This window comes from Erwinia plantamica (assembly GCF_043420595.1).
Classification (GTDB): domain Bacteria; phylum Pseudomonadota; class Gammaproteobacteria; order Enterobacterales; family Enterobacteriaceae; genus Erwinia; species Erwinia aeris.
Genome location: NZ_JBGCUC010000016.1, coordinates 34,273 through 59,600 on the forward strand (window position 1 = coordinate 34,273; position 25,328 = coordinate 59,600).

The window sequence follows — 25,328 nt, forward strand, 5'->3', positions numbered from 1 at the left end:
GCGACTGTTTTCCGGCAGGCTTCTGATTTCAGGAAAGGTCTCAGAACCGGGATATTTTGTTCAACGCAGAGCAGGATACGTCAGCAATAGCTGGTCTGGCTGCAGGCCGTGTTAAAAATAGCGTGCCGCATAATTTATGCACTGGCCGCCTGCGGGCCGGGAAATCAGGTTATAGTTATTATTCATGTCATTTCGGACAGGATATTCTTCGCTATGCCTGAACAACCCGCCCCGGAGGCTCCGGGCGCTTTACGTCTGAATCTGCGCATCATTTCCGTTGTGATTTTCAATTTCGCCGCTTATCTGACTATTGGCCTGCCGCTGGCAGTGCTGCCTGGCTATGTCCACGATGTGATGGGCTACAGCGCATTTTGGGCTGGATTAGTGGTAAGCCTGCAATATTTCGCCACGCTGGTCAGTCGTCCGCACGCGGGGCGCTTTGCCGACCTGCTGGGCCCGAAAAGAGTCGTGGTGGCTGGGCTTTGCGGCTGTCTGATCAGCGGGCTGTGCTATGCGCTTGCCGCGTTAACCGCAACGCTCCCGATGGTTAGCCTGCTTTTGCTTTGCTTTGGCCGGATCGTGCTTGGCATAGGGCAAAGTTTTGCCGGAACCGGCTCCACGCTTTGGGGCGTCGGCGTAGTGGGATCGCTTCATATAGGACGCGTAATTTCCTGGAACGGCATTTTCACCTATGGCGCGATGGCGATTGGCGCGCCGCTGGGCGTGGGCATTTATCGCTGGGGCGGCCTGCTGTTGCTGGCCGGCGTGGTAACGGCTATCGCGCTGCTGGCGGTGCTGATGGCGCTGCCACGACCTGCCGTCAAAAGCAGCAAGGGCAGACCGCTGCCTTTTCGCGCCGTGCTGGGCAAGATCTGGCGCTTCGGTACCCTTTTGGCGATGGGATCCGCCGGCTTTGGCGTGATCGCTACCTTTATTACGCTCTTCTACCAGGACAAAGGCTGGGACGGCGCGGCCTGGGCGCTGACGCTGTTCAGCGGCGCTTTTGTCGGTACGCGCCTGCTGTTTCCCAACGCCATTAACCGGCACGGTGGACTGATGGTGGCGGCGGTCTGCTTTGCTGTAGAAGCCGTCGGTTTATTTCTGGTCTGGGGTGCGGCGGATCCGTGGATGGCAAAGCTGGGCGCGCTGCTGACCGGTGCCGGCTTCTCGCTGGTTTTCCCGGCGATTGGCGTGGTGGCGGTGAAGGCCGTGCCCGCGCAGAATCAGGGCAGCGCGTTGGCAACCTATACGGCCTTTATGGATCTTGCGCTGGGCATCACCGGGCCGCTGGCCGGGCTGGTAATGAGCTATGCCGGCGTCCCGGTTATTTATCTGGTTAGCGCGCTGCTGGTCTGTCTGGCGATGTTGCTGACGTTGAAGGCCCGTCATGCAACAGCGGAAAGCGCCTGAGCAGCATTTCCGTTGCGCAGGGCGCCAGATACGGTTGAACATTGTAAATATTATGCAAAAGACTTTTTGATCAGGCGCCAGGGCGCGGCGTTGAGTGGCTGTCGATGATGCATGTTGCGCGGGAAGGTTGTTGATAACGCTCGTCACGCGGAAAGCTGTCGACGCCGCGTGCTGCGTGGGAAAGCTGTTGATACCGCAAAAGCGCTAAAAAAGGGCGGCCATCAGACCGCAAGATACGACACAGATAAAAGAGAGGGAATCAGGGGCAGAGCGCAGCCACAGCACCGGGCCGCGCGCTAAAAAATTTTATGCCTGCAACAGCTGAATGCTTTGACGGATTTCCCGCTCAATATCCGCAGCGCGCCAGTTTTCCATAACAGAAGAAAAAGGTTCCAGCGCGTACACGCCCCGATACCCCATGCGTTCCAGGCGCTGTACCTGAGCCACGCTTCTCAGCAGGTCACCTTCACTCAGCATAATGCGTTCTTCGTCGGTCAGTTCCGCCGTTGGCCTTGTATCCTCGACGCCCGAAAGGTGGACCAGGCCAATATTGTCGATATCGATCCCGCTTTCAAATTCCGCTTCCGCCTTTTCGTACAGATGATGGTGGAAGGTATCCACTAACAGGCGGAAAGGCACGTTGGCATCGCGGATTAGCGCCTGGGCGTGGACGGCGGAACGCAATGAACTGATCGGAAAGCCGAGAGGCTCAACCAGGCCTTCAATGCCATATTGCTCAAACAGCGGCGCCAGTTTTTTCAGCGCGCTGATAGTTTCTTCCGCAGAAATTGGCGTACCGTCATTTAACGGACAGAGCACCAGCGCTTTTGCGCCTACGCCCCTGGCGTCCTTCAGCAGCGCTTCCGTTTTTGCCAGCAGGGCTTCGTCCACCTGGTTGAAAGGATAGACAGCGTTGATGGTAACAATTTCCAGACCGTATCGCTGCGCCAGCTCGCGCACCTCTTCGTGGCTCAGATTGTCCGTCACCTTGCCGCTGGACATATCGTTGCGCAGCTCAACCTTATTCAGACCGAGCCCGTGAACCAGTTTGAAAAATTGCTCAATGCCAAGGCCGGGAGCAATTTTACGGTTAATACAGATACGGGTTGGATCAATCGCCATCTTGCAGCTCCTGCAAAGTAAAAGAGATAAATGTCGGACTGTTGGCAAGGGCTTTGCCTGGCCTGCACCATCAGCAATCAGACCAGCCCCGATAACCTGAACTTTCAGCCTGTACCGCGACCTGTCGAACGTTGTGTAACAGAAGAACATTTATTTCATTAGTGGGGAATGATGAAACTTAAATTTTTAGATCTTCCTCGCAAAATTTCGTTTTGAGCAGGCTTTATACATGAAATCCCGCTCCTTCCGGAGCAAGTGAAATCAAATGAATGCGCGAGGAAAAAAGCCTCTATTAAAGCTCCTGGCCCCCATCAGAACTGGATTCTTTATTTTAACGCTCCGCGCTGACGCAGCATAAAATCAGCTGGCAGCGCAAAAAGAAAAATGCGATCTATGCCGCTAAAAACAGATTTTCTAAAGTGGAATATTTGAAAAATTTATTCCAATATAATAGTGTCTTTGCACGCATTCGGGAGTTGTCCGGTTGGGCCGTCCGCTAAAAGGCAACCGCCCACAGGGAATACCACCATTTAAGAGGCCAGAACATGACTATTACAGGAAACTTTATCGGCGGAAAAACGTCTTTGAGCGCCAGTAACGAAACAATTCCGGTTTACGATCCGGCGACCGGCAAACCGGTGCGTGAGGTGACGCAAAGCACGGCACAAGAGGTCGCTCACGCCATCGAAGTCGCGCACAACGCCTTTGAAGGCTGGTCCCGCACATCGCCGCTGCGCCGCGCCCGCGTCCTGTTTAATTTCAAGGCCCTGATGGAGCAGCATCGCGACGAGCTGGCTGCGCTAATCGTTAGCGAGCACGGTAAAGTCTGGTCAGACGCGCTGGGAGAACTGACGCGCGGTATGGAAGTCGTGGAGTTTGCCTGCGGTATTCCTCATTTGATCAAAGGCGAAAATTCGGCGGACGTCGCGACAGGCGTGGACAGCTATTCGCTGATGCAGCCGCTGGGCGTCGTCGCCGGCATTACGCCTTTCAACTTCCCGGCGATGGTGCCGCTGTGGATGTTCCCTATCGCGCTGGCCTGCGGCAACACCTTTGTGCTTAAGCCGCCGGCGCTGGATCCCTCCGCCTCCGTGCGTATGGCTGAACTGCTGACGGAAGCCGGCCTGCCGGATGGCGTCTTTAACGTTATCCACTGTTCCAATGAAGATGCTGAACAGCTTTATACCGATCCGCGTGTTCAGGCCGTCAGCTTTGTTGGCTCTTCGGGCGTGGCGGAACATATTTATAAAACCGCAAGCGCACATGGCAAGCGCGTGCAGGCCTTCGGCGCGGCCAAAAACCATGCGATTGTCATGCCGGACGCGGATTTAGACGCCACGGTCAATGCCATTATGGGCGGTGCCTTTGGTTCTGCGGGCGAACGCTGCATGGCGCTGCCGGTAGTGGTCGCGGTGGGCGATGATACGGCCGATAAGCTGATTGCCGCGCTGACGCCGCTGGTCAAAGCTCTGCGCGTCGGGCCTGGCATGCAGAAAGGCAGTGAAGAAAACGAAATGGGGCCGGTAGTTTCCGCCGCACACCAGAAAAAAGTGCTGGGTTATATCGACAAAGGGGTAGAGGAAGGCGCGAAACTGGTTGTCGATGGGCGTAATTTCCAGGTGCCGGGCCATGCGGAAGGTTACTACGTAGGCGGAACGCTTTTTGATAACGTCACTGCCGATATGGTTATCTGGCGCGAAGAGATTTTTGGCCCGGTGCTGAGCATCATGCGCGCGCCGGATTACGAGACGGCGCTAAAACTGGTTAACAGCCATGAGTTCGGCAACGGCAGCGCGATCTTTACCAGTAACGGTCATACAGGTCGCGACTTTGTACGCGAGGTGCAGGCGGGCATGGTAGGCGTTAACGTACCGGTTCCCGTACCGATGGCATTCCACAGCTTCGGCGGCTGGAAGCGTTCCGTGTTTGGTGCGCTGAACGTTCATGGGCCGGACGGCGTGCGTTTCTACACCCGAATGAAAACCGCGACCGTTCGTTGGCCGAGCGGACAAAAGACCGTTTCTGAATTTAGTATGCCAACGCTGGGCTAACGCATAAGGAGGAGCACCATGTCATTGCTGTCCAAAGCACAACGTCCGGATGCGCAGGGACGTATCCAGCAGATTACGCCGGAAAGCGCAAACTGGCGCTATGTCGGCTTCGAGGCCTGGCAGCTGAAAAAGGGCCAGACCCTGCAGCTGGAAAGCGGCAGTCAGGAGCTGTGCCTGGTGCTGGTGGCCGGGCTGGCGTCGGTAAAAACCCGCGACGCAGAGTTTCCGGATATCGGCAGACGCATGTCGCCTTTTGAACGCACGCCGCCTTACTCCGTTTACGTGCCGCATAACGATCGGGTAGAGGTTCGGGCCGATTCCGATCTGGAACTGGCGGTCTGTCGCGCGCCTGGCAAGGGTAACCTGCCGGCACGCCTGATTGCGCCTGGTGACGTGGGCGTGGAGAGGCGCGGCAAAGGGCGCAATAAACGGCTGGTGCATAATATTCTGCCGGATGACCAGCCCGCTGACAGCCTGCTGGTGGTCGAGGTTTATACCGACGAGGGCGATACCAGTTCTTATCCCAGCCATAAGCACGACAGGGAGGATTCAGAAACCGAAACCTATCTGGAGGAAACCTATTACCACCGTTTTAATCCGGAACAGGGCTTTGCGATGCAGCGAGTCTATACCGACGACCGCTCGCTGGATGAGTGCATGGCGGCCTATAACCACGATGTGGTAATGGTGCCGCGAGGCTACCATCCGGTGGCGACTATCGCCGGTTACGACAATTATTACCTGAACGTAATGGCCGGGCCGGTTCGCCTGTGGAAATTCAGCTGGGAAAAAGATCATGCCTGGGTAAACAGCGAAGATTACCCGCGTAAAGAAGGTTAAGAACCCTTTCGGGTGGCCGCTCGCCACCCGTTTTATCTTTTCACCGTGGCTTCCGGCTATTTTACCTTTTCCTGTTGTGCTTGCTGGCGTAATCATCAAGCCTGACCTTTCTGACCTTTCTGACCTTTCTGACCTTTCTGACCTTTCTGACCTTTCTGACCATTCTGACCTTTCTGACTGTTCTGGCCATCCTGACTGTTTTGACCGTTTTGACCGTTTTGACCGTTTTGACCGTTTTGACCGTTTTTCCGCTAAACGATATGGCTTGCCGGTACGGGTCACGCACTCAGTCGCTCCTGGTCGTGTTTGAGCCGTGTCGGTCAGGGATAATGAATATAAATATGTCGGCACAGGCTATCGGTATCAAAATACTGCGTCACAACTTTGACAGCATGGCGATACGCAGGGGCTAATATTTATTCTTTCCTGAAGCCAGCCTCTGCAGCTGGCTGCTCTCTGGATAAGATGCCAGAAATAGCGGCCTCAGGTTAATTGCTACCCGGTTTTAGCTGTACGAATTTTTCAGCCGGACTGACTTTCCTGCACGTCTGGCGTTCCTTTGATGGTGTTAAACACAATATTCAGCAGCACGGCAACCACGCAGGCGGCGCTAATGCCGGAGTGGAAAATCGTTCTGATCCAATCCGGGAAGCAATCGTAAAACGTGGGCATCACAATGGGGATCATGCCAAACGCAATAGCCGTTGCTACCACTACCAAATTCATCGTGTCTTTATAATCGACTTTTGCCAGCGTACGAATACCGGATGCCCCCACGGTACCAAACAGTACCACGCCCGCACCGCCCAGTACCGGAGCCGGAACGGCTGCGACTATCCGACCCAGCACGGGCAGACAGCCAAGCAGCACCAGGATAATGCCGCCCGCCGCCACTACATAGCGGCTTTTGATGCCGGTAATGGCAACAAGACCAATGTTCTGTGCAAATGCGCTTTGTGGAAAGGAGTTAAACAGCGGCGCGAGCGCGCTGGCTAACATATCCGCCCGCAGACCGCTGGCGATACGTTTGCCGTCGACCTCCGTGTCGATAATCTCGCCAATAGCGATCAGTCCGGCAGTGGTTTCCGTCAGCAGAACCAGCACGATAAGCGTCATGGACAGAATGGCCGCTACGTTAAAAACCGGCAGCCCAAAGCTGAGGATACCCGGTAGCGCTATCATCTCGCCGTGCAGGACATCAGTAAAATGCGCTTTGCCGCTGACAAAGGCAAACAGCGTGCCCAGAACTATTGCCGCCAGAACGGCCAGTCTTTTCATCGCGGCATTACCCACGCGATGAAAAAGCAGCACCAGACCTAAGGTCAGCGCGGCCAGCCCGATATTGCCTGGCGATCCCCATTCCGGCGCGTCGGCATCGCCACCCATCGCCCAGCGGGCGGCAACCGGCATCAGCGACAGACCGATGACCGTAATCACCGTCCCGGTAACGACGGGAGGGAAGAAGCGGATGACATGAGCAAACAGCGGCGCAATCAGCAGGCCAATCAGCGACGAGGCTATTACTGCGCCAAACACTACCGGTAAGCCACCGTCTCCCGCCACCAGCGCCATCATGGTCGCCACGCCCGCAAAAGAGACGCCCTGTACCAGCGGCAAACGGGAGCCAAAGAAGGGCACGCCCAGCGCCTGCAATAAGGTGGCACAGCCGCTGACAAACAGCGCAGCCGTGACCAGCATGCCCAGTTCGGCAGCATGCAGCCCCGCTGCCGAGCCGATAATCAGCGGCGGCGCGATAATGCCGCCATACATCGTCAATACGTGCTGCAATCCCCAGACAAAGGATTTGCCTACCGGATAAAGTGTATCTTCTGGCCTGACGCGATCGATGCTCATAACAGTTGTCCTTTATCGGGGAGTAGCCCCGTTACTGTCTGCCTTGCAGGCCGCGATTTCACACTGCCTGCGGAAGAAATGCTGCGGCGGCAGCGAGGTGGCAAAGCGACAGACCACCAAAGCGCAGCCGGACGGCACGATAATCCGTTTACCGGCTATGCCAGACGCCGTGCCGATGGCCAGCGGCACGGCATACCAGCACATGCTCCAGGCCAAAGAGGGTCGGGTGTCCGGCGGGCAATACCCGATCGACAGGCGGCGCAGAAACCGGAAGCGGTTCAGGACGAGCGACAGAAGCGTTCATTAATGTATCTCCCTTACGGCCGGGAACGCACCCGGCTACGATTCGAAGGCGTACAGATCTACAGCTTTGCCATGTTTTGCCACAGCCTGGCTGCGGCTTTGCGCGCCCGCGCATAGAGCGGTGCAATGTCGGAGGGGAACTGACGATCTTCATAGACCAGCCGGCCGGCGATAATGACGCTGTGCACCGCCGCGCTGTTAAGTCCAAAAGCCAGATGCCCGGCGAGATTTTCCGCCTGCAACGGCGTCGGTGAAACGTAGTCGCAGATGGTCAAATCGGCGGTATAGCCCGCCGCCAGCTGACCAAAAGGTTGGGCAAAATTACGCTCCAGCAAAATATTGCCGTTATGCAACATGCGCAAAAAGCTGTCAGGCCAGAGCGGGCCGCCCGCGTCCCGGTGTTTGAAATAAGCGAATTTCAGCTCCTCAAACATGTCGGCACCGATACCGTCGGTGCCAAGCGCCGCCAGCTGGTAATCAGCCAGATGATGGTTGTAGCCGACATGATTGTTCATGTTGGATCGCGCATTGTGCGCCAGGCAGGCGCTACGCTGGTTCAGCAACGCAATCTCATCGGCCGAGAGCCAGAGTCCATGGGCGATAAGCGTTTTCTCATCCAGCAGGCCGAATTTATCAAGGCGGGCAATAGGATCCATGCCGTATCTGTCGTGACTGTGTGAAACATCGTAACGATCTTCCGCTACGTGGATATGCAGGCCGCGCCCCGTTTCCTGCTTCGCTTCGGCCAGCATCGTCAGGCCGCTGTCCGGCACGGTGAAGGGAGCGTGCGCGCCGATATGGCATTCCACCAGGCGCTCTTCCAGGCTATCGTTTCGCCGGGCGTCAATCAGCCGGGCAAAATCGATATTTTCCGCGATGCCTGCTTCCAGCTCCTTCAGGCCGCCGTTGCGATCCGTGGTTTCAAAACAGGTCATGCCGCGCAGTCCGGCTTCAATAAAGCCGCGCCGCAGGATCGCCAGCGATCCTTTGATAAGATTTGGCGAAGCATGATGATCGATAACCGCAGTGCAGCCGTGGCGGATGGCCTCCAGCGAACAGATCAGGCCGCTGTAATAGAGCGACTCTTCATCCAGTGCGCGATCCAGCCGCCACCAGAGGTTTTTTAACGTAGAGATAAAGTCCGGGCAGGGCGCTATCGGCGCCATGATCCCCCGCGAGAGGCCGGAGTAAAAATGATTATGCGCACAGACCAGCCCTGGCATAACCAGTTTGCCGTGCAGATATTTGCATTGCGCATGAGGATAATCCGCCGACAAATCGCCGCCGACGGCAATAATTTTTTCGCCATCGATGGCGATATCACCGTTTTCGACAACCCGGGCGGGATTGAAATTTATTAGGGTGCAGTTTTTTAGCAGCAGCATGGTTATTCCTCCACTCTGCTCAGCAGATAAGAATGCTGCTGACGCGTGTAGCTGATGATGCGGGCCATTGTCTTTAAGTCTTCAGGCAGCGCTTCCGTGATTTCGCCCCGGTCGTCAACGTTTAGCTGCCAGACACGGTTGTTCAGGCGTAGCCGCACGCTCTGCTTATCCAACAAAAATCCGGGGTTGCTGCTGTTGTCAAAATCATCCTGACGACTGAACAGGGTAATCTTGTCCTGATAAGGTTTGCCCCGCCACGGGCAGAACTGTGCGCAGTTGCCGCATTCGTTGCAAAGCGCATCCAGATGCAGGATCTGTTGACGACTGCTGAAACCCGGCACGGCAAGCGCGACGTTGGCACGGTTTGGACAGACATCAACGCAGCGCGCACAGACGTAGTTGCATTCCAGGCATCGGGCCGCTTCCTGCCTGGCAAAAGCTTCCTGGTCGTCTGCATCAATCTGCCGTACGGCAACAATGCCGCGTCGCTGATAAATGGTGAGGGGATTGCTGTTCAGCCAGCGCTTGTGCTCGTCGTCGCAGTGGATATTTTCCCGCTGGAGGATAGTGCGGGTCGCTTTACGGGCGTCGCCAATTGCGGCCACGACCGAAGCGGGGCCGCTCTGTACGTCGCCGATTAAAAAAACGTTCGGCAGGCTGGTTTCCAGCGTATGCGGGTCAACGTCAACCTGCCCGGAAGCGGAGAGCGGCAGGCCGATTTGCCGGAGTATTTCGCCGTCCGGTTTTTCTCCGGTAGCGGCTATCAGGGCGTCAAAGCGTTGGTTCAGCGTTTGTGATGTGGCTAACGGACGACGGCGCCCCTGTGAGTCAGGCTCGCCGGGCTGCATCACTCGCAGCGTCAGGCCTCCGTCAGGCGTAAAAGTTTCCGGATTCACCAACGTCATAAACTGCACGCCATCCTGCCTGGCTTCCGCTATCTCTTCCGGCCAGGCGGGCATATCCCGCTCTTCCCGACGATAAAGCAGCGTTACCGATCGCACGGCTGGCACCTTCAGCGCGGCCCTGGCGCAGTCCATTGCCGTATTGCCCGCGCCGACTACCGCCACATCGCCCTGAATAGCCGGATCGACTCGCTGCTGGTTAAATTGCTGCAAAAAGCCAAAGGCGTCGAACACGTGCGGATTGCCGCCTGCCAGCGACAGCGCGTTGCTTTTTCTCGCGCCAATACCTATGCAGATCCAGCGGAAGCCCTGCTGACGAAGCTGCTCAAGCGTCAGATGAGGGTCACAGTTGAAAACGAACCTCACGCCGTGGTCGGCAATAAACTGAATGTCCTGCTCAATCAGGTGCGCCGGAATGCGAAAACGCGGCACGATATGCTGCACGATGCCGCCTGGCGTGGCTTCCCGCTCAAACAGCGTAACCGGATGGCCCGCCCGCGCCAGAAAAAAGGCGGCGGCAAGCCCTGCCGGGCCGGCACCCAGGATCGCAACGGGGTGTTTATCGCCCGAGCCTGCCGGTTTGTGCCAGCGTTGACGATAGGTCTCCCAGCCTTTTTCCAGCACAATTTTTTTGATACGCCGAATATTCAGCGCATTGTCGTAATCCAGTCGGGTGCAGTTGTTCTGACACTGATGGTCGCAAATATGGCCCGTAATGGCCGGTAGCGCATTGCGTTGATAGATAAGATCCAGTGCCTCGACATAACGGCCTTCTCCCGCCAGCCGCAGGTATTCCGGAATATCCTGATGAATAGCGCAGGCGGTGACGCAGGGCGCGACATAGCAATCCGTCAGCGGCAGCGGGCCGCCTACGTCTATCTGCTCGCGAGATTTCCATGACTTTTGCGCCCATTGGGCGGACAGGGCATCATCAGCCAGCTTTTGCAGCCCGGCAACATCGATGCACTGGCGTTCCCAGCCCTGACTGTTTTCCAGGATTTGCGCGCAGGTCTTCAGCCGCAGATAGCCGCCGGGCTTGAGCAGGTCGGTAGCAAGGGTGATCGGTTGGATGCCAGTCGCGAAAATATCGGCGATATTGTACTGGCTGGCACCGCCCGAATAGGAGATGGGCAGCCTGCCGGCGAAATGGGTTGAAAGCAGCGCCGCAACGTTAATCGATAGCGGATAGAGGGCGCGCCCCGACATATACATCTCTTCGCCCGGCAGGCGATGCTTATGGTTACGGGCGCCCAGCGTATTGGTCAGTTTTACACCGAAAGTCCGCTGTTTTTCCCGCCCCAGCGCCATTAATCTTTCAAGCATTCCCAATGCTTGCCCAAGCGGCAGATCGTGGCTGAAAGACGCCTCGTTCAACTCGATATAGTCAAAACCATTGTTATCGAGGATCTGACGCACGCGCTGATATCCCAGCAGCGTGGGATTCAGCTTAACAAAGGTGTGCAGCTGCTTCTCTGTCAGCATATAGCGACAAATAGACTCGATTTCGTCAGGCGGGCAGCCATGCATGGTGGAAAGCGTCACGCTGTTGACCATGCGGCTGGAAATGCGTGCGGGCAACGCCTGTAAATCGGCGGGCTGGGCTTTTTGCAGCAGCTGCCAGTCGCCCTGAGTAATAAAGCGCTGCAGCTTTTGTTGATAAAGCGCGAATTTCTCATTCTGAGCGGCGTCCAGCATCTCATTGATAAAGGTCTGCATAGCGGGCTGCTTTATGCCCTGCAGGTCGTAGCCGACGCTCATATTAAAAATAAAAGAGCGTTTTGCGCCGTCGCGCCGTGGCGTATAAATCGTTTCCAGCAGGTGCAGGATAAACCAGGCCTTCAGGTATTCGTCCCAGGCCTTCTTCAGCGTAAATTCGGTGGACCACTCGGTGTTAAAAGCTTCGTCGCTGGCATCAATACAGGGTTTTTCAAGCTCCAGCCTGTCCAGGATCTGCACGGTTTTCAACTCGATAAAACTGCCGCCGGTCAGCCAGGACACGATGATATTTTGCGCCAGCTGCGTATGCGGCCCGGCGGCCGGGCCGACAGGCGTGTCGCAGCTTTCGCCAAACAAAGCGATTTGGCGACGCGGATCCCGTTGATAAAATTCCGTTTCCGGGATGCCGAAAATCGAACGATTCTCTTGATATTCCGCGCAGGTTCGCATCAAAAGTTCATCGAAAGGGATGGGACGCATGATGTCACCCATAAGTAGCTCCTTAATGCTGCTGAGCGATGCCGCTCGTGTAAACAAATGCAGTTTTGTCAGTGCGTAGCAACAAGTGAGCCAGAGGCGTTTAGCGATGTCTTTTCATGCAGGTTTCGTGACACTATTCGCAAAATCATCGTCTGCCTGCCCGTAGAAAAGCAGGTAGTGAGAATGAGTAGCATCCAGAATGGCCAGGCCTGGCGCGACATGGGGAAATCTTCGCAATATAAGAACGTAAGCTCTCATTATGAGAAGGCTTGCCCTGGCCGGTTGCCCGTCGCGCTGAAAAAAGCGGCACAGCGGAGCAGACTAAAAGATCCACATTCAGGAGAAGGAGGTGAGCCTGTCTGCTATAGCCAGCCGTCTGGGGAAGGAAAACCGCGCTTTTGCGCTATTACATGTCGTCGAGAGTCGCGGCTCTGCACCGCGTCACGTAGCCATCATGCTGGTGCGAGAACAGGGCAAAACGGACGGGACGATTGGAGGGGGAATGATTGAACATCTGGCGCCGGAAGAGATAGCGGTAAGCATTGTGGCCGCGCCGATCCGACGCATCGGCGGCAGGGCAGGCCTGAAACAGCCGCCGATGCGCGCTCTGCCGCTACTGTTGAATAAGCGTGCCGGTCTGGCCAACAATCCCTTCTCTGGCTTTAGAAAGCAGCGTAATCAGGGCCTGACGGCCAGGCTTTGATTCGGCAAACGCGACGGCCGCTTCGACTTTCGGCAGCATCGAGCCTGGCGCGAACTGATTATCAGTAATATGGTGCAAAGCTTCCTGCGGCGTCAGCGTGTCCAGCCAGCGCTCCGTCGGCTTACGGAAATCGATAGCAACTTTTTCGACCGCGGTCAGAATAATCAGCATATCCGCATCGATATCCTGAGCCAGCACCGCGCTGGCAAGATCCTTATCAATAACGGCATTTGCGCCCTGTAGATGATTTCCCTGGGCGACCACCGGGATGCCGCCGCCGCCAGCGGTAATCACAATCTGACCGGCTTCCAGCAGGGTTTTTACCGCGCGCGCTTCGACGATCTCCAACGGTTTGGGCGAGGCAACCACTCGTCGCCAGCCGCGCCCGGCATCCTCCATCAGCAGCATCCCTGTTGATTTCAGCTTGCGCGCCTCCTCTTCTGACAGAAAAGAGCCGATCGGCTTGTCGGGATGAGTGAAAGCGGGATCGCGCGCGTCCACGCGCACCTGCGTGATCAGCGATACCACGTTTTTATCCATGTTCTGATTAAGCAGCGCTTCCCGCAGCGCGTTTTGCAGATCGTAACCGATATATCCCTGACTAAGCGCCACACATACCGACATCGGCAATACCGGAGAATGCGCCGCCGTGTGGGCCGCCGCTTCAAAGGCCTGATGGATCATCCCTACCTGTGGGCCGTTGCCGTGGGTGATCACCAGCTCGTGGCCTTCGGCTATCAACGCCACAATGGTTTCCGCCGTATTCTGCACGGCCTGCATCTGCTCCATCAGCCCCGCGCCAAGCGCGTTGCCGCCCAGCGCCAGTACTATCCTCTTTTTCATAGGTGACTCCCTGTTACAAATGGCTTGCGAGAAATAAAGCGGCCGTGTCCTGCCTGACCGGTAAAGCGGCCTTCCCGACAGACCACTGTTCCACGTGAAAGGGTCATAACCGGCCAGCCCTGACAGCAGAAGCCTTCATAGGGCGTATAGTCGCCGTTATCATGCAGATCGGCATGGTGGATAATCTGCTGACGTCGGGGATCGAAAAGCACCAGATCGGCATCCGCGCCGGGCTGTAGGCTGCCTTTTTCCGGCCACAGACCAAACAGTTTTGCGGGCATCGTGCTGGTTAGCGAAACAAAGCGTGAACGGCTGATACGCCCTTTCATCACGCCTTCGGAAAAAAGCAGGGCCAGGCGATTCTCTACGCCCGGCAGGCCGTTGGGGCAGCGGGTAAAATCGTTGGCCGCCATCTGTTGGCGTTGCCGGTAAGGAAAATTGCAGTGGTCGGTAGCCAGGGTATCAATCGCGCCGTTGGCGATACCAACCCATAATTTATCCCGCTCGCTGCATGGCCGCAGCGGCGGGCTGAGGATGTATTTCAGCCCGTCAGGCCGCAGGTAGCGGTTGATGTCCAGCAGCAGATACTGGGGGCAGGTTTCTGCCCATACCGGCTGGCCGCTGGCGCGCGCCATACGGACATAATCCAGCCCGAGGCCGTTGGAGAGATGAACGATATATAAAGGCGCATTGTCCGCCAGCCTGGCCAGGTTGATAGCGCGCGCGATCGCCTCCGCTTCGCAGGCCAGCGGACGGCTGTGAGCGTGCCAGACGGGCGCCGTTTTCCCCTGTTGCTTAAACTGTTGTCGCCGCCAGCGTATGGCCGCATCGTTCTCCGGGTGCACCGTGGCCAGCGCACCCGCTTCGTTAAGGCGCTGCAGCACGTTCAGGACATCTTCATCATGCAGCATATAATCGTAGGTCAGATAAAATTTGAAGCTGCTGATCCCCTCATGCTGCGCCATCGGCACGATCTCCTCCAGAATTTGAGGCGTCACATGCTGGATCACGCCGTGAAAACTGTAATCGATAACTGCCTCGACCGCGTCGCGATGATATTTCTCCAGCTGGTGGTGCAGCGTGCAGCCTGGCGGGCCAAAGCCCATATGATCGACAATAGTGGTGGTACCGCCGCAGGCTGCGGCGCGCGTACCGGCAAAAAAGTCGTCGCAGCTCTGCGCGATGCCGACGTCGATATTAAAATGGGTATGCACATCCACACCGCCCGGCATTACCAGTAGCTCACGAGCGTCGATAATGTTCATGGTTTCGTCCGCCTCGATTTGCGGCGCGCGACGAACGATTTTCCCCTGCATGATCAGCAGATCCTGACGGTATTCCCCGGCGTCATCTACCAGGGTGCCTCCCTTCAGTAACGTTTTCATCCCCGTCCTCCTGTCGACGCCGGTTGCCGTCAGGCCTGCTGCTGTAGCCAGGTCAAAGGCGTGGCGGCATAGAGTGCGGCGCAGGTGACCAGATGCGCTTTCCAGGTTTTTTCATTCGGCGCGTGGGCTTCTGGCTCTTTACCTGGCCCAAAGCCGATAACGGGAATGCCATGACGGCCCATAATGGAAACGCCGTTGGTGGAAAAGGTCCACTTATCCACCACCGGCTCGCGTTTAAACAGGCCCCGATAGGCCGCGCTAAGCGTTTTGACGGTGATGTGGTCAGGCTCCACTTTCCAGGTAGGAAAGTAGCAGTCGGTTGGGTAGACCAGCCCCGTCCAGGAAGGGCGCTCGTAGGTATAAAGCGAGACTTCTGCCTTAGCCGACTTAACGGCAGGCAGAGCGCGGATCTCCTCCAGCGCGTTTTCCCATGTTTCGCCCCAGGTGAGACGACGATCGATGGAAATGGCGCAGCTGTCTGCGACGGCACAGCGGCTGGGCGAGGTGAAAAAGATTTCCGAAACGGTCAACGTGCCTTTACCCAGGAATTCGTCATTGCCCAGCTTGCCGGACAGCGCCTGCAGCTCGGTCAGGATGGGCGCCATTTTGAAAATCGCGTTATCGCCGCGTTCCGGCGCAGAGCCGTGGCAGCTGACGCCCTGTACCTCTACCCGTATTTCCATGCGGCCACGGTGTCCGCGATAGATTTGACAGTCGGTAGGCTCCGTACTGATGACAAATTCGGGCCGGATATTCATCTGCTCAATAAGATATTGCCAACAAAGGCCGTCACAGTCCTCTTCCTGAACCGTTCCGGTAATCAGCAGCGTGTAGTCGTCTTCCAGCCGGAGATCCTTGATGATCTTTGCTGCGTAAACCATTGCCGCCATGCCGCCTTCCTGATCCGAGGATCCACGCCCGCCGATCAGCTCGTTATCCTCCATGCCTTCGTAAGGATCGAAACGCCAGTTTTTGCGATTGCCGATGCCCACCGTGTCGATATGGGCGTCCATCGCCAGCAGGCGTGGGCCGTGGCCGATATAGCCCAAAATATTTCCCATGGGATCGATCTCGATTTTATCGAACCCTACTTTTTCCATCTCCTGACGTATGCGCGCGACCACAAGCTTTTCATCGCAGCTTTCGCTGGGAATGGCGATCATCTCACGCAGAAAACGCGTCATTTCCGGCTGGTATTTATTTGCCAGAGCAAGAATATCGTCGAACGGAACGGATTTCATGGTTAACTCCTGTTAATTAAGCGGTAATGCCGTCTTTTCCTTCCCACACCACTTCCCGGTAGTGCTGAGGATCGGTGTCGCCTTCGGTGCTGAGCAGCAGCACGCGCGAAGCCGGGGTAAGCCTGAGTTTTTCTTTTAGCGCCTGCGACTGAGGATGATGCAGAACGGCAGCCAGCACGCCTGCGCTGACCGCGCCCGATTCGCCGGATATAATGCGTGGATCGTCGCCCAGCGGATTACCCAGCACGCGCATCCCCAAAGCGGCGACGCGATCTTCGCAGGAGATAAACTGCCGGGCGCAGCCGCGCAATAGCGGCCAGCCAAGCGGATTGGGCTCGCCGCAGGCCAGCCCGGCCATAATGGTATTCATCTCGCCGCCCACGTTGACCATTTCGCCCCGTTTGGCGGAACGAAAGAGACAGTCGGCTTTGTCCGGCTCTACGACCACGGCATGCAGGCTGGCGGCCTCGTATACGTCGCACAAATAGCCGAGCACGCCAGCAGCCATTGCTCCCACGCCCGCCTGCAAAAAAACGTGGGTCGGCGAAGTGCCCAGCGCCTGCATTTGCTCTACGGCTTCATCCGCCAGCGTGGCGTAGCCCTGCATAATCCAGGTGGGTACCTCGCGATAGCCTTCCCAGGCGGTGTCCTGCACGACTTTCCAGCCCTGCTTTTCGGCATTGCGCATGGTCAGACGCACCGTGTCGTCGTAGTTCATTTGGGTAACGATGCACTCGGCGCCCAGGTCGGTAATATGTTTGACGCGGGCGGGCGAGGAGCCTTTAGGCATATAGATAACGGCATGTTGTCCCAGCTGGCGCGCCGCCCAGGCAACGCCGCGCCCGTGGTTGCCATCTGTGGTGGTGGCAAACGTCATGGGTACGCGCTGCTGCTGACGAAAGGCGGCAAAGGAAAATTCGTTAATATCGCTGCCGGTTTCTTTGCAGAGCAGGCGGGCAATAGCCCATGCGCCGCCAAGCATTTTGAAAGCGTTCAGACCAAAGCGTTGCGACTCATCCTTAACCAGGATTTGTTCAACGCCGAGCGCGGCGGCCAGAGCGGGCAAAGAGAGCAGCGGAGTCGGACGATAGCCCGGCAGCTTGCTGTGAAAAGCCCGTGCGGCCCTGGCGGTGCGGCGGTTGAACAGGTCGGACCGTTCAGGCGCATATGCCGCGTTGTCTTCAATAACCATTTTTAACTCGAAGCTGGACATAGCTGACCTTTCCTCAAAAAAGTGATCGGGAACCGTGGTTTTTTCAGCATTTAATCCTTGGCTGCGCTTCCTGGAGGCGGCGGGTCAGCACGGCAGCGGGATCGGCAAATTTTCGGGCCAGGATCATGCTGGCAATGATCCACGGTTTCCAGCTGGCCTCTTTATAGGTGGCAATGCGATAGCGCTCAAAAACGCTGGCGGCGACCTCGCCCGCCTCGCAGGAAACGTCGGTGATGTCGGCGGGCAGACAGTGCATATAGAGCGCGCTGCCGTCGCGGGTCAGCTTCATCATCTCTTCCGTACAGTGCCACTGCTGATGACGCGCATTTTGTTGCAGACAATGCTGCTCAAGGGCTTTTAGTCCGGCGGTATCCTGATTGCGCAGCAGCATGGTTCTTTGCTGCATCACTTGCCAGGGCGCCCAGGATTTTGGATAGACGATATCGGCGTCGCGGAACGCCTCTTCCATCGTGCTGACCTGACGGAAGCTGCCGCCGGACGCTTTGGCGTTGCGCTGGGCCACTTCCAGCACGTCGGGGATAAGGTCGTAGCCCTCGGGATGCGCCAGCGTGACTTCCATACCAAAACGGCTCATCAATCCAATAATGCCCTGAGGTACCGAAAGCGGTTTGCCGTAGCTGGGCGAATAGGCCCAGGTCATGGCGATTTTTTTGCCTTTCAACTGGTCCAGCCCGCCGAAATGTTCTTTAAGCCAGGCCAAATCCGCCATGGACTGCGTGGGGTGATCGATATCGCATTGCAGATTGACCAGGGCAGGTCGCTGGGGCAGAACGCCCTGGCTAAAGCCCTCATCCAGCGCTGCACCGACTTCCCGCATATAGGCGTTACCCGCGCCCAGATACATGTCGTCGCGAATGCCGATCGCATCCGCGCAAAAGGAGATCATATTGGCGGTTTCACGTACCGTTTCGCCATGCGCGATCTGCGATTTGCCCTCGTCCAAATCTTGTTGCGTCAGCCCCAGCAGATTCAGCGCCGAGGCGTAGGAAAAACGCGTACGGGTGGAGTTGTCGCGGAAAACCGAAATACCGAGCCCACTATTAAAAATCCGGGTATCGATGTTTTTCTCACGCATGATTTTCATCACCTGAGCAATATCCAGCACTTGCTCAAGTTCTTCGCGGGTTTGCTCCCAGGTAAGCAAAAAATCTTTACTGGCCAGGCCAGTTTTCCTCTGGCCGATGGCCCGTAGCAGTGCGCCTGTCTCTTCCATTTAAGCGATTCCTTATAGCGATACGTTATCCCTGCCGCTAACGACATGGCAGGAAGCCTGACCGCTGTAATCAACTTCTGTGCCAGGAGTGGGAGACGCGGCTATCGGTGGCAGAAAAACGTGATCTGTCACCGAATTTGCGAGATATGTAGCAATTTTAAAACGATGTGGTTAATGAAGAGGGCTTGAGCAGGGTAACGGGCATGACAGCCAAGGGCATGACGGAGTATGGTGTTACGCGATCGTTGGATTCTCAGCGCTCAAAATGATAAAGCCTGCTGTTTCTCTCAAAATGAGATTCAGCACATGACTCTCCAGGATGAGAGAAGGGATTGTGAACAAAAGGATGCACGTCATGGATGAAGCTCCATCGTTACCCTCTGGTCTGATGGCCATACAGCCGACCATTCTGAATTTCAGCAGCCTGCTGGCTAACGTGCTGGAAATGGAAGTGGAGGTTGTCGATCGCCACCTCATTCGCATTGCCGGCACCGGCCCTTACAGTTATCGCTTCGGACATAGTCCGGAAAGCAATAACCATCTGCTCAGAAACGTCATCGAAACGCAAAAGGAAATGGTTGTCGTCGACTCGCGGTACAACCCCCTATGCAAAGCCTGTCAGCACCGACAGTTTTGCAAAGAGCGAGCTTTTATCGGCGTACCTATCCTGGCCCCTCACCGTTGTCTGGGCGTCATCAGCCTTATTGCCGTCAATAATGAGCAGCACCGAAAACTCAGCGATAACGCGGATATGTTTGTGCAGTATATGCGGCACGTTTCCCGACTGCTGGTGGCTAATCTCGCCAGCGCTCAGCCACGGCAAACGCAAAGCGATGCCGTCTGGCACACGCTGTTAGGCAGTATGGATCAAGGGGTGATCCTGCTGGATCGGGACGGTAAAGTGAAAGCCGTTAACGATCGTGCGCTCAGCCAGCTGGATGCCACTCACGAAAGTTTAACGGGAAGATCCCTGGCTATTGAGCCGCTCAGCCGTCAGCGGAAAGCGGCTCACGGTCATGCCCAGCACCGCGTGATTATGGGCGACCAGCAGATGCTGTTGACGGGGCAGCTACATCATATCGGTCAGCAAAAACTCTTTTTAATGGCTTTTCATCAGGACGCGCTGGCTGCTTCTTTGCTGACTGAAAACGAGCCGCCCGGCATTGAACGGCTGGTAGGAAAATCCAAAGCAATCCACAAACTGAAACGGCTGATTATGCGCATCGCCTCCAGCCCTTCCAGCGTGATGATACTGGGGGAAAGCGGCACCGGAAAAGAGGTGGTGGCGCGGGCTATCCACAGGCTCAGCAAAAGGCACGACAGGCCGTTTGTGGCGATAAACTGTGCGGCCATTCCTGAAAACCTGCTGGAAAGCGAGCTGTTCGGCTATGTAAAAGGCGCTTTTACCGGCGCGGCGCCCGGCGGACGGGCGGGGCTGATCCAGTCAGCCAATGGCGGCACGCTGTTTCTGGATGAAATTGGCGATATGCCGCTGAGCCTGCAGGCTCGTTTACTGCGGGCGATAGAAAACCGCGAGGTGCTGCCCGTTGGCGCAAGCCGCCCTGTGTCTGTCGATATTCGAATTATTTCCGCTACGCATCAAAACCTGCGGCAATTTATTGAGGAGGGAAAGTTCCGGGAGGATCTCTACTATCGCCTGAACGTTATTCCGCTGGAGGTGCCGCCGCTGCGCGATCGCGAAGGGGATATCGAACTTTTGATGCACTATTTTCTTAATCATCACTCGCAGCGCATCGGCTGCGCCTATCCGGGTATCAGCCGGGAAGCGATAGAGCTGTTACAACGCTATCTGTGGCCAGGCAACGTGCGCGAGTTAAGCAATCTGGTGGAGTATCTGGTCAATATCGTTCCTGAAGGGGAGATAATAGACGGCGCCTTACTGCCTCCGCTGTTCCATACCACAATTCGTTCTGTGCCGTTGATGGCGTACCCGCCGAAAACGGTTTGCGGCCCGGTCGAAAAAGAGGAAGAGGAAGGGGCAAAGCTGAAATCAGTAGAAAAAAGTCTGATAGAAGAAGCGCTGCAGCGCACCCGTAATAAGAAGCAGATAGCGGAAGAGCTGGGCATTGGCGTAGCGACGCTGTATCGGAAAATAAAAAAATATGGCCTGCAGGCCTGAGCTTCAGCAGGCGTTGCTAAGGCGTTGCTGATACTGTGCGGGCGTGTCTAAATCCCAGTGAACGGTTGGGCTATCGATCGGTACGCTGATGCAGCCATATTCCTGAATCAGCTTGCGCAGCGTACTTTGTTCAGGCGCTGCGGTTATTCGCGCCGCCATCCCGGCAGGCAGCAGCACCGGATGCCCATTTTTGCCCGCGTAGCAGGGCAGTTGGCAGCAGAGACTTTGATGCCGCCACAGCTGTGCATAGATGGTCGGATCAATCGCGGGCATATCTCCGGGTACAACGAAAAAGCGCCCGCCGGAAAGCACGGCGGCACCGCAGCGTACCGAAGAGAACATCCCTGCCTGGTAACCGGCGTTGTGGCAAACATCCACGGCAGGCCAATGGGCGTAACGCTGATGAAGCTCTTCAGCACGATAGCCTGTTACCAGGATAACTCTGTCGCAGAACGCCAGCGCATTGCGGATGGCACTGTCCAGCACCGTCGTATCCTGCCATGGCAGCAGCATTTTCCAACATCCCATACGCGATGAGCGTCCGGCCGCCAGCATAATACATTCCTTCATAATGGCTTTACTCCGTCTTCAACACCGCCTTAATTGATTTAATAATTGGCTTGTAACCGGTACAGCGGCAAAGATTTCCCTCCAGCGCTTCTGCAATCTGCTGGTCGCTCGGGCGAGGGTTTTTATCCAGCAGCGCTTTGGTGCTCATCAGTACGCCCGGCGTGCAAAAGCCACACTGCACGCCGCCGTGGCGCACAAATTCCTGCTGCAGTTTTCTACCGGTTTCATCCTGGTGTAGTGCTTCAATAGTGCTGACCGTCGCACCATCGCACTGCGCCGCCAGCACCAGGCATGAACAAACAGCCTTACCGTCCATGATCACCGTACAGGCGCCGCACTCGCCTACCGAGCAGCCCTCTTTGGTGCCGGTCAGCTGTAAATCTTCCCGTAAAAAATCAAGCAGGCGGCGATTATCCTCAACCGTTTTCTCAACCTGAACCCCGTTTACTGTCAGCCCGATCCTGTTCATTTTTTTGCTCCTTATTTTGTCCCGGCTTCACGGGCTTCCTGCAACATTTGACGCAGCATATCTAACGCTACCGGCACCTTGTACGCGGCGGACCAACGGTTGCCTATCGCCGCCATTAGCAGGGCTTCCAGCGCGCTGGCACCCGCCTCTATCTGTGCGACCGTCAACGCCTGTCCGGTCAGAACTTTCTCTACCGCAATCAAGCGTTGAGGTTTACTCAACAACGCGCCATCTACCAGACGACAGCGAACCAGCATCCCCGCATGATTGAAGGTAAACTGGCCGGTAAAGCTCTGACGGGTAATGTTCAGCGCATTGCGACGACCCAGCTGTAGATAGCGTTGCTCAAGGCCAGGATCGCGATAGGGCGCGGGCAGTATCACCGCGGTCAGCAACTCGCCAGGCTGTAGCCGGGTACGATAGCCTGCGGTAATAAAGTCCGACAGCGGCATGCGGCGCTGCGCCTGCTGGCTCTGCAGCACGACGATAGCGTCATAGATAATCAGCGGCGGTACGGAGTCTGCGCAGGGCGCGGCATTAACGATATTGCCACCCAGCGTCGCCCGATTACGGAGCTGTAGTGAACCAATGGTGTTGCAGGCGGTAATTAATAGCGGATAGTGCTCCTGAAGCCGCTGGTCAGCCGTCAAATCACTAAAGCAAACGCCAGCCCCAATGGTCACGCCCTCATCGCAGAGGGCGATACGCTGTAGTTCCTTCAAACCTGAAATATCCACCAGCGGCAGCGGCACCGTACTAAGCCGCGCCTGTACCAGCACATCCGTTCCGCCTGCAATCGGCCTGGCCTGGCCGTCGGCCAGCGCCCGTAGCGCGTCATCCAACGTGTCCGGCCGGTAAATTTGTAGCGTATTCAGCCGTAAAACCTGTTTTTTACCGCCCGATTCAGCCTGCAGCTCGCTCTGGCGGACCGGTTTTTTCAACGCGTAGCCCAGGCGAACCTGCTCCAGCGTCAGCGGCAGCGTATAGTTGCGACGTCCAAGCGCGAAGCTCACGGCGTTATTTAGCGCCGCGCCGCCAAGCTCCAGCACGGGTTCGCCAATAACTTTGGCGCCATAGGGGCCAGCCTTGTCATGGTTTTCTACCGCGACGATGTCGATATTCGGCACGTCTTTAATCGTGGGCAGCAGATAGGTATCAAAGTTCTCAGACTTAACCTCGCCTTGCTCTGTATTGAACTCTTCCAGCATGGCGTAGCCGATCATGCCCTGAACCAGACCGCCGTAGACCTGCCCTTCAAAGCCGACTTTGTTGATCACTTTGCCGACGTCATGCACGGCCGTGGCGTTGTTGAACGTAATTTTTCCGGTGCGGGTATCCAGTGCGATATCGGCGACCTGACAGCCGTAAACCCAGGTAAAGTAGGGGCTGCCGCTTCCTTTTTCTTCGTCCCAGTGGATAGCCGGCGCGACGTGCCAGCCGTAAGCCGAAAGATTGGCACCGGCAGCTTTGGTCACGTCAACGACCTGCCGGAACGGCAGTCGCTTAGAGGGTTGTCGGCGGTGAAATACGGTGCCGTTTTCCCATACCAGATCGTCGGGATCGGTTACATCCAGCGTTTGCGCCAGCGCTTTAGCCATGCGTCGCTTGATGGTATTCGCCGCGCTAAGCACCGCCTGTCCGCCCATTAGCGTGCCGCGCGACGCGACGGTAGATCCCCCATCGGCAATCATGGCGGTCGGCGGATCGGTGAAATGAATCTGTGTCAGATCCAGACCAAACGCTTCCGCTGCAATAAGCGACATGGTGGTCTGCAATCCCTGGCCGTTTTCAGACACGGAAGTGGAAAGATTCAGGCTGCCGTCGGCATTGATCTGTATCAGCGCGGAAGAGGCATCCAGCCCCTCGGCGCCCAGCGAACAGCCCCGATGACTGAGCGCCAGCCCAATGCCATATTTAATCGGCCCGCCCAGCTGATTTAGCTGCCGATAGTGCTCCCGCTTCGCCAAAAACTCGGTTTTGTCGATAGCCTTTTGCAGGACTTCCTGCGCGGAGACCTGATGCTCGCTGAGAACCTGCCCAGCCATGCTGGTGTCGTTCTGGCGCAGTACGTTTCTCAGGCGCAGCTCGACGGGCGACAGCCCCATTTTTTCCGCGACCTCGTCCATCAGCGATTCGTTGGCAAAAATAACCTGTGGCGCGCCAAAGCCGCGATAGGCGGAGGTATAATTATTGTTGGTGTAGACGCCGGTAATATCGACGCGCACGTTGGGAATATTATAAGGCCCGGCAGCCTGTACGGAGCTACGCCAGGTGACAAAAGGCGTTTGCCCGGCATAGCTGCCGCCATCCGCAAGGATATCTATTTTTATTGCCTGGATACGCGCCCGATCGTCCAGACCGATTTTGTAATGCATCTGATAAGGATGGCGTTTATAGCTTTCCCGCATTGACTGTTCGCGGTTATAGGTCATTTTTACCGGGCGCGAAGTCAGTACGGCCAGCAGCGCCGCGCGGCAGGCAAGATGATCGATAATATCGTCTTTGCCGCCGAAAGAGCCGCCCAGTACGGAGCGCTTCACGTTAACCTTCGACTGCGGCAGATCCAGATATTTCGCCACCATGCCGCGCACGCGATGCGCGTTTTGTATTGACCCATAAATCGTGACGATCTGTTCATTATCGTCGTAGCCAACGGTGATCGACTCCGGCTCAATATAGGCGTGCTCCTGAAAGCCGACCTCAAAATCGCGCTCAAAGATATAGCTGGAGGCCGCAAAGCCCGCCTCAATATCGCCCTTAATCGTATGGTGATGATTAATAATATTATTTTCTTTGTCACTGTGGATGGGCCGTGCCCCCGGCCTGATGGCTTCTCTCACCGATGTTATCGGTGTCCAGGGCGTATAGGCTACGCGGATTTTATCGGCGGCCTGGCAGGCTATTTCATAACTTTCCGCCGCGATCACGGCAATGACGTCCCCCCGAAAAGCAATTTCGCTCTCAACGATAGGCGGATAGTCCGGGATAACCACGCCGATACAGCGCTGGCCTGGGATGTCCTTCCAGGTGGCGATTTTCACCACGCCAGGTAGTTTTTCCGCTTCCGAGATATCCAGCGAGGCGATTTGGCCTGCGGCGATATCGGCGTAGCGACACACGCCATAAAGCATGTTTCTCAGCACAATATCGTCACCATATACGGCTGCGCCTCTGACTTTCGCCTCGCCGTCGACGCGCGGTACTTCATTGCCCACTAAAAGAGTTTTCACGGATTTTGGCCCTCCAGATGCTTCCCGGGACAGCCCTAAGCAAGTGATATGCCAGAGTGTGAAGATGTCCGCGACAAGCGACAGGGCTGTGAGGCATCTCGAAGAAACTGATTTAAAACAAGTCCGCTGCTCGCTTGTGTGTCGCTGGAGTCGTTTCACTTTGAGGTTTTTTTCTCAAAATGAGACGGTAATTCTCCTGTTTACATCTGCCATAGCGGCGACATCCCTCTGTCAAAC

General features: G+C 56.4%; 19 protein-coding genes. 5 read left to right on the plus strand and 14 right to left on the minus strand.

Features of this window, described 5'->3' with window-relative positions:
* Positions 1–213: 213 nt before the first annotated feature.
* The gene (locus AB3U87_RS16440; RefSeq protein WP_253457382.1) at positions 214–1,410 is read left to right on the plus strand and encodes an MFS transporter; all 1,197 of its coding nucleotides are present in this window, start codon (positions 214–216) and stop codon (positions 1,408–1,410) included.
* A 306-nt stretch (positions 1,411–1,716) separates the two neighbouring features.
* Here AB3U87_RS16440 and AB3U87_RS16445 read toward each other — a convergent pair whose 3' ends face one another.
* On the minus strand, positions 1,717–2,532 hold the full coding sequence (locus tag AB3U87_RS16445; RefSeq protein ID WP_253457385.1) for a TIM barrel protein: 816 nt from the start codon (positions 2,530–2,532) through the stop codon (positions 1,717–1,719).
* A 545-nt stretch (positions 2,533–3,077) separates the two neighbouring features.
* On the opposite strand from AB3U87_RS16445, the gene AB3U87_RS16450 reads away from it, so the two are divergent.
* Both AB3U87_RS16450 and iolB read left to right on the plus strand, forming a co-directional pair.
* Positions 3,078–4,583, plus strand: coding sequence for a CoA-acylating methylmalonate-semialdehyde dehydrogenase (locus AB3U87_RS16450; protein WP_301730941.1), 1,506 nt, complete (start codon positions 3,078–3,080; stop codon positions 4,581–4,583).
* Positions 4,584–4,601: 18 nt separating this feature from the next.
* The gene (iolB, locus tag AB3U87_RS16455) at positions 4,602–5,423 is read left to right on the plus strand and encodes a 5-deoxy-glucuronate isomerase (RefSeq protein ID WP_253457391.1); all 822 of its coding nucleotides are present in this window, start codon (positions 4,602–4,604) and stop codon (positions 5,421–5,423) included.
* Positions 5,424–5,484: 61 nt separating this feature from the next.
* Here iolB and AB3U87_RS16460 read toward each other — a convergent pair whose 3' ends face one another.
* The 5 genes from AB3U87_RS16460 to ygfK all read right to left on the minus strand — a co-directional run bounded on the left by AB3U87_RS16460 (position 5,485) and on the right by ygfK (position 12,075).
* Positions 5,485–5,709 carry a hypothetical protein gene (locus AB3U87_RS16460; protein ID WP_394149774.1) on the minus strand — a complete coding sequence of 75 codons (225 nt, stop codon included), beginning with the start codon at positions 5,707–5,709 and terminating at the stop codon, positions 5,485–5,487.
* A gap of 236 nt (positions 5,710–5,945) precedes the next feature.
* Positions 5,946–7,277 carry a nucleobase:cation symporter-2 family protein gene (locus tag AB3U87_RS16465; protein WP_253457395.1) on the minus strand — a complete coding sequence of 444 codons (1,332 nt, stop codon included), beginning with the start codon at positions 7,275–7,277 and terminating at the stop codon, positions 5,946–5,948.
* A gap of 148 nt (positions 7,278–7,425) precedes the next feature.
* Complete coding sequence (locus AB3U87_RS16470) at positions 7,426–7,581, minus strand: hypothetical protein (protein WP_253457399.1); 156 nt, start codon at positions 7,579–7,581, stop codon at positions 7,426–7,428.
* A 58-nt stretch (positions 7,582–7,639) separates the two neighbouring features.
* A complete protein-coding gene (gene ssnA / locus AB3U87_RS16475; RefSeq protein WP_301251895.1) occupies positions 7,640–8,965 on the minus strand; it encodes a putative aminohydrolase SsnA in 1,326 nt (441 codons plus the stop codon).
* 2 nt (positions 8,966–8,967) lie between these two features.
* Positions 8,968–12,075, minus strand: coding sequence for a putative selenate reductase subunit YgfK (gene ygfK / locus AB3U87_RS16480; RefSeq protein ID WP_301251894.1), 3,108 nt, complete (start codon positions 12,073–12,075; stop codon positions 8,968–8,970).
* A gap of 337 nt (positions 12,076–12,412) precedes the next feature.
* On the opposite strand from ygfK, the gene AB3U87_RS16485 reads away from it, so the two are divergent.
* Positions 12,413–12,766 (plus strand): XdhC family protein, encoded by a 354-nt coding sequence (locus AB3U87_RS16485; protein ID WP_394149777.1) that lies wholly within the window; start codon positions 12,413–12,415, stop codon positions 12,764–12,766.
* Here the strand turns inward: AB3U87_RS16485 and arcC are convergent.
* Genes arcC through ygeW form a run of 5 tightly spaced genes read right to left on the minus strand, consistent with a single transcriptional unit; the run spans position 12,677 to position 18,682 of the window.
* Positions 12,677–13,609: a carbamate kinase gene (gene arcC, locus AB3U87_RS16490; protein WP_253457411.1), complete on the minus strand. Its 933-nt coding sequence runs from the start codon at positions 13,607–13,609 to the stop codon at positions 12,677–12,679. The genes AB3U87_RS16485 and arcC overlap by 90 nt on opposite strands.
* Complete coding sequence (gene hydA, locus AB3U87_RS16495) at positions 13,606–14,994, minus strand: dihydropyrimidinase (RefSeq protein WP_394149779.1); 1,389 nt, start codon at positions 14,992–14,994, stop codon at positions 13,606–13,608. The genes arcC and hydA overlap by 4 nt, the downstream gene beginning before the upstream one ends.
* 29 nt (positions 14,995–15,023) lie before the next feature.
* Complete coding sequence (locus AB3U87_RS16500; RefSeq protein ID WP_301730936.1) at positions 15,024–16,235, minus strand: YgeY family selenium metabolism-linked hydrolase; 1,212 nt, start codon at positions 16,233–16,235, stop codon at positions 15,024–15,026.
* A gap of 16 nt (positions 16,236–16,251) precedes the next feature.
* Positions 16,252–17,448 carry a diaminopropionate ammonia-lyase gene (locus AB3U87_RS16505; RefSeq protein WP_301251891.1) on the minus strand — a complete coding sequence of 399 codons (1,197 nt, stop codon included), beginning with the start codon at positions 17,446–17,448 and terminating at the stop codon, positions 16,252–16,254.
* A 43-nt stretch (positions 17,449–17,491) separates the two neighbouring features.
* Positions 17,492–18,682, minus strand: coding sequence for a knotted carbamoyltransferase YgeW (ygeW, locus tag AB3U87_RS16510; protein ID WP_394149781.1), 1,191 nt, complete (start codon positions 18,680–18,682; stop codon positions 17,492–17,494).
* A gap of 355 nt (positions 18,683–19,037) precedes the next feature.
* Between ygeW and AB3U87_RS16515 the strand changes: the two genes are divergently transcribed.
* A complete protein-coding gene (locus AB3U87_RS16515) occupies positions 19,038–20,822 on the plus strand; it encodes a sigma 54-interacting transcriptional regulator (protein ID WP_301730933.1) in 1,785 nt (594 codons plus the stop codon).
* Between the two features lie 3 nt (positions 20,823–20,825).
* On the opposite strand, the gene AB3U87_RS16520 is transcribed toward AB3U87_RS16515, so the two are convergent.
* Genes AB3U87_RS16520 through AB3U87_RS16530 form a run of 3 tightly spaced genes read right to left on the minus strand, consistent with a single transcriptional unit; the run spans position 20,826 to position 25,091 of the window.
* Positions 20,826–21,392 (minus strand): nucleotidyltransferase family protein, encoded by a 567-nt coding sequence (locus AB3U87_RS16520; RefSeq protein WP_253457428.1) that lies wholly within the window; start codon positions 21,390–21,392, stop codon positions 20,826–20,828.
* A 7-nt stretch (positions 21,393–21,399) separates the two neighbouring features.
* Positions 21,400–21,861, minus strand: coding sequence for a (2Fe-2S)-binding protein (locus AB3U87_RS16525; protein ID WP_394149784.1), 462 nt, complete (start codon positions 21,859–21,861; stop codon positions 21,400–21,402).
* 11 nt (positions 21,862–21,872) lie between these two features.
* Positions 21,873–25,091 (minus strand): molybdopterin cofactor-binding domain-containing protein, encoded by a 3,219-nt coding sequence (locus AB3U87_RS16530; protein WP_370734957.1) that lies wholly within the window; start codon positions 25,089–25,091, stop codon positions 21,873–21,875.
* Positions 25,092–25,328: the final 237 nt, after the last annotated feature.

Excerpts from the sequence above, each read along its gene's own strand:
- AB3U87_RS16470 (WP_253457399.1), bottom strand. The coding sequence starts at position 7,581 with ATGAACGCTTCTGTCGCTCGTCCTGAACCGCTTCCGGTTTCTGCGCCG.
- ssnA (WP_301251895.1), bottom strand. The coding sequence starts at position 8,965 with ATGCTGCTGCTAAAAAACTGCACCCTAATAAATTTCAATCCCGCCCGG.
- arcC (WP_253457411.1), bottom strand. The coding sequence starts at position 13,609 with ATGAAAAAGAGGATAGTACTGGCGCTGGGCGGCAACGCGCTTGGCGCG.
- AB3U87_RS16445 (WP_253457385.1), bottom strand. The coding sequence starts at position 2,532 with ATGGCGATTGATCCAACCCGTATCTGTATTAACCGTAAAATTGCTCCC.
- iolB (WP_253457391.1), top strand. The coding sequence starts at position 4,602 with ATGTCATTGCTGTCCAAAGCACAACGTCCGGATGCGCAGGGACGTATC.
- AB3U87_RS16525 (WP_394149784.1), bottom strand. The coding sequence starts at position 21,861 with ATGAACAGGATCGGGCTGACAGTAAACGGGGTTCAGGTTGAGAAAACG.
- ygeW (WP_394149781.1), bottom strand. The coding sequence starts at position 18,682 with ATGGAAGAGACAGGCGCACTGCTACGGGCCATCGGCCAGAGGAAAACT.
- AB3U87_RS16500 (WP_301730936.1), bottom strand. The coding sequence starts at position 16,235 with ATGAAATCCGTTCCGTTCGACGATATTCTTGCTCTGGCAAATAAATAC.
- AB3U87_RS16505 (WP_301251891.1), bottom strand. The coding sequence starts at position 17,448 with ATGTCCAGCTTCGAGTTAAAAATGGTTATTGAAGACAACGCGGCATAT.
- ygfK (WP_301251894.1), bottom strand. The coding sequence starts at position 12,075 with ATGGGTGACATCATGCGTCCCATCCCTTTCGATGAACTTTTGATGCGA.
- AB3U87_RS16515 (WP_301730933.1), top strand. The coding sequence starts at position 19,038 with ATGGATGAAGCTCCATCGTTACCCTCTGGTCTGATGGCCATACAGCCG.
- AB3U87_RS16440 (WP_253457382.1), top strand. The coding sequence starts at position 214 with ATGCCTGAACAACCCGCCCCGGAGGCTCCGGGCGCTTTACGTCTGAAT.
- AB3U87_RS16450 (WP_301730941.1), top strand. The coding sequence starts at position 3,078 with ATGACTATTACAGGAAACTTTATCGGCGGAAAAACGTCTTTGAGCGCC.
- hydA (WP_394149779.1), bottom strand. The coding sequence starts at position 14,994 with ATGAAAACGTTACTGAAGGGAGGCACCCTGGTAGATGACGCCGGGGAA.
- AB3U87_RS16465 (WP_253457395.1), bottom strand. The coding sequence starts at position 7,277 with ATGAGCATCGATCGCGTCAGGCCAGAAGATACACTTTATCCGGTAGGC.
- AB3U87_RS16520 (WP_253457428.1), bottom strand. The coding sequence starts at position 21,392 with ATGAAGGAATGTATTATGCTGGCGGCCGGACGCTCATCGCGTATGGGA.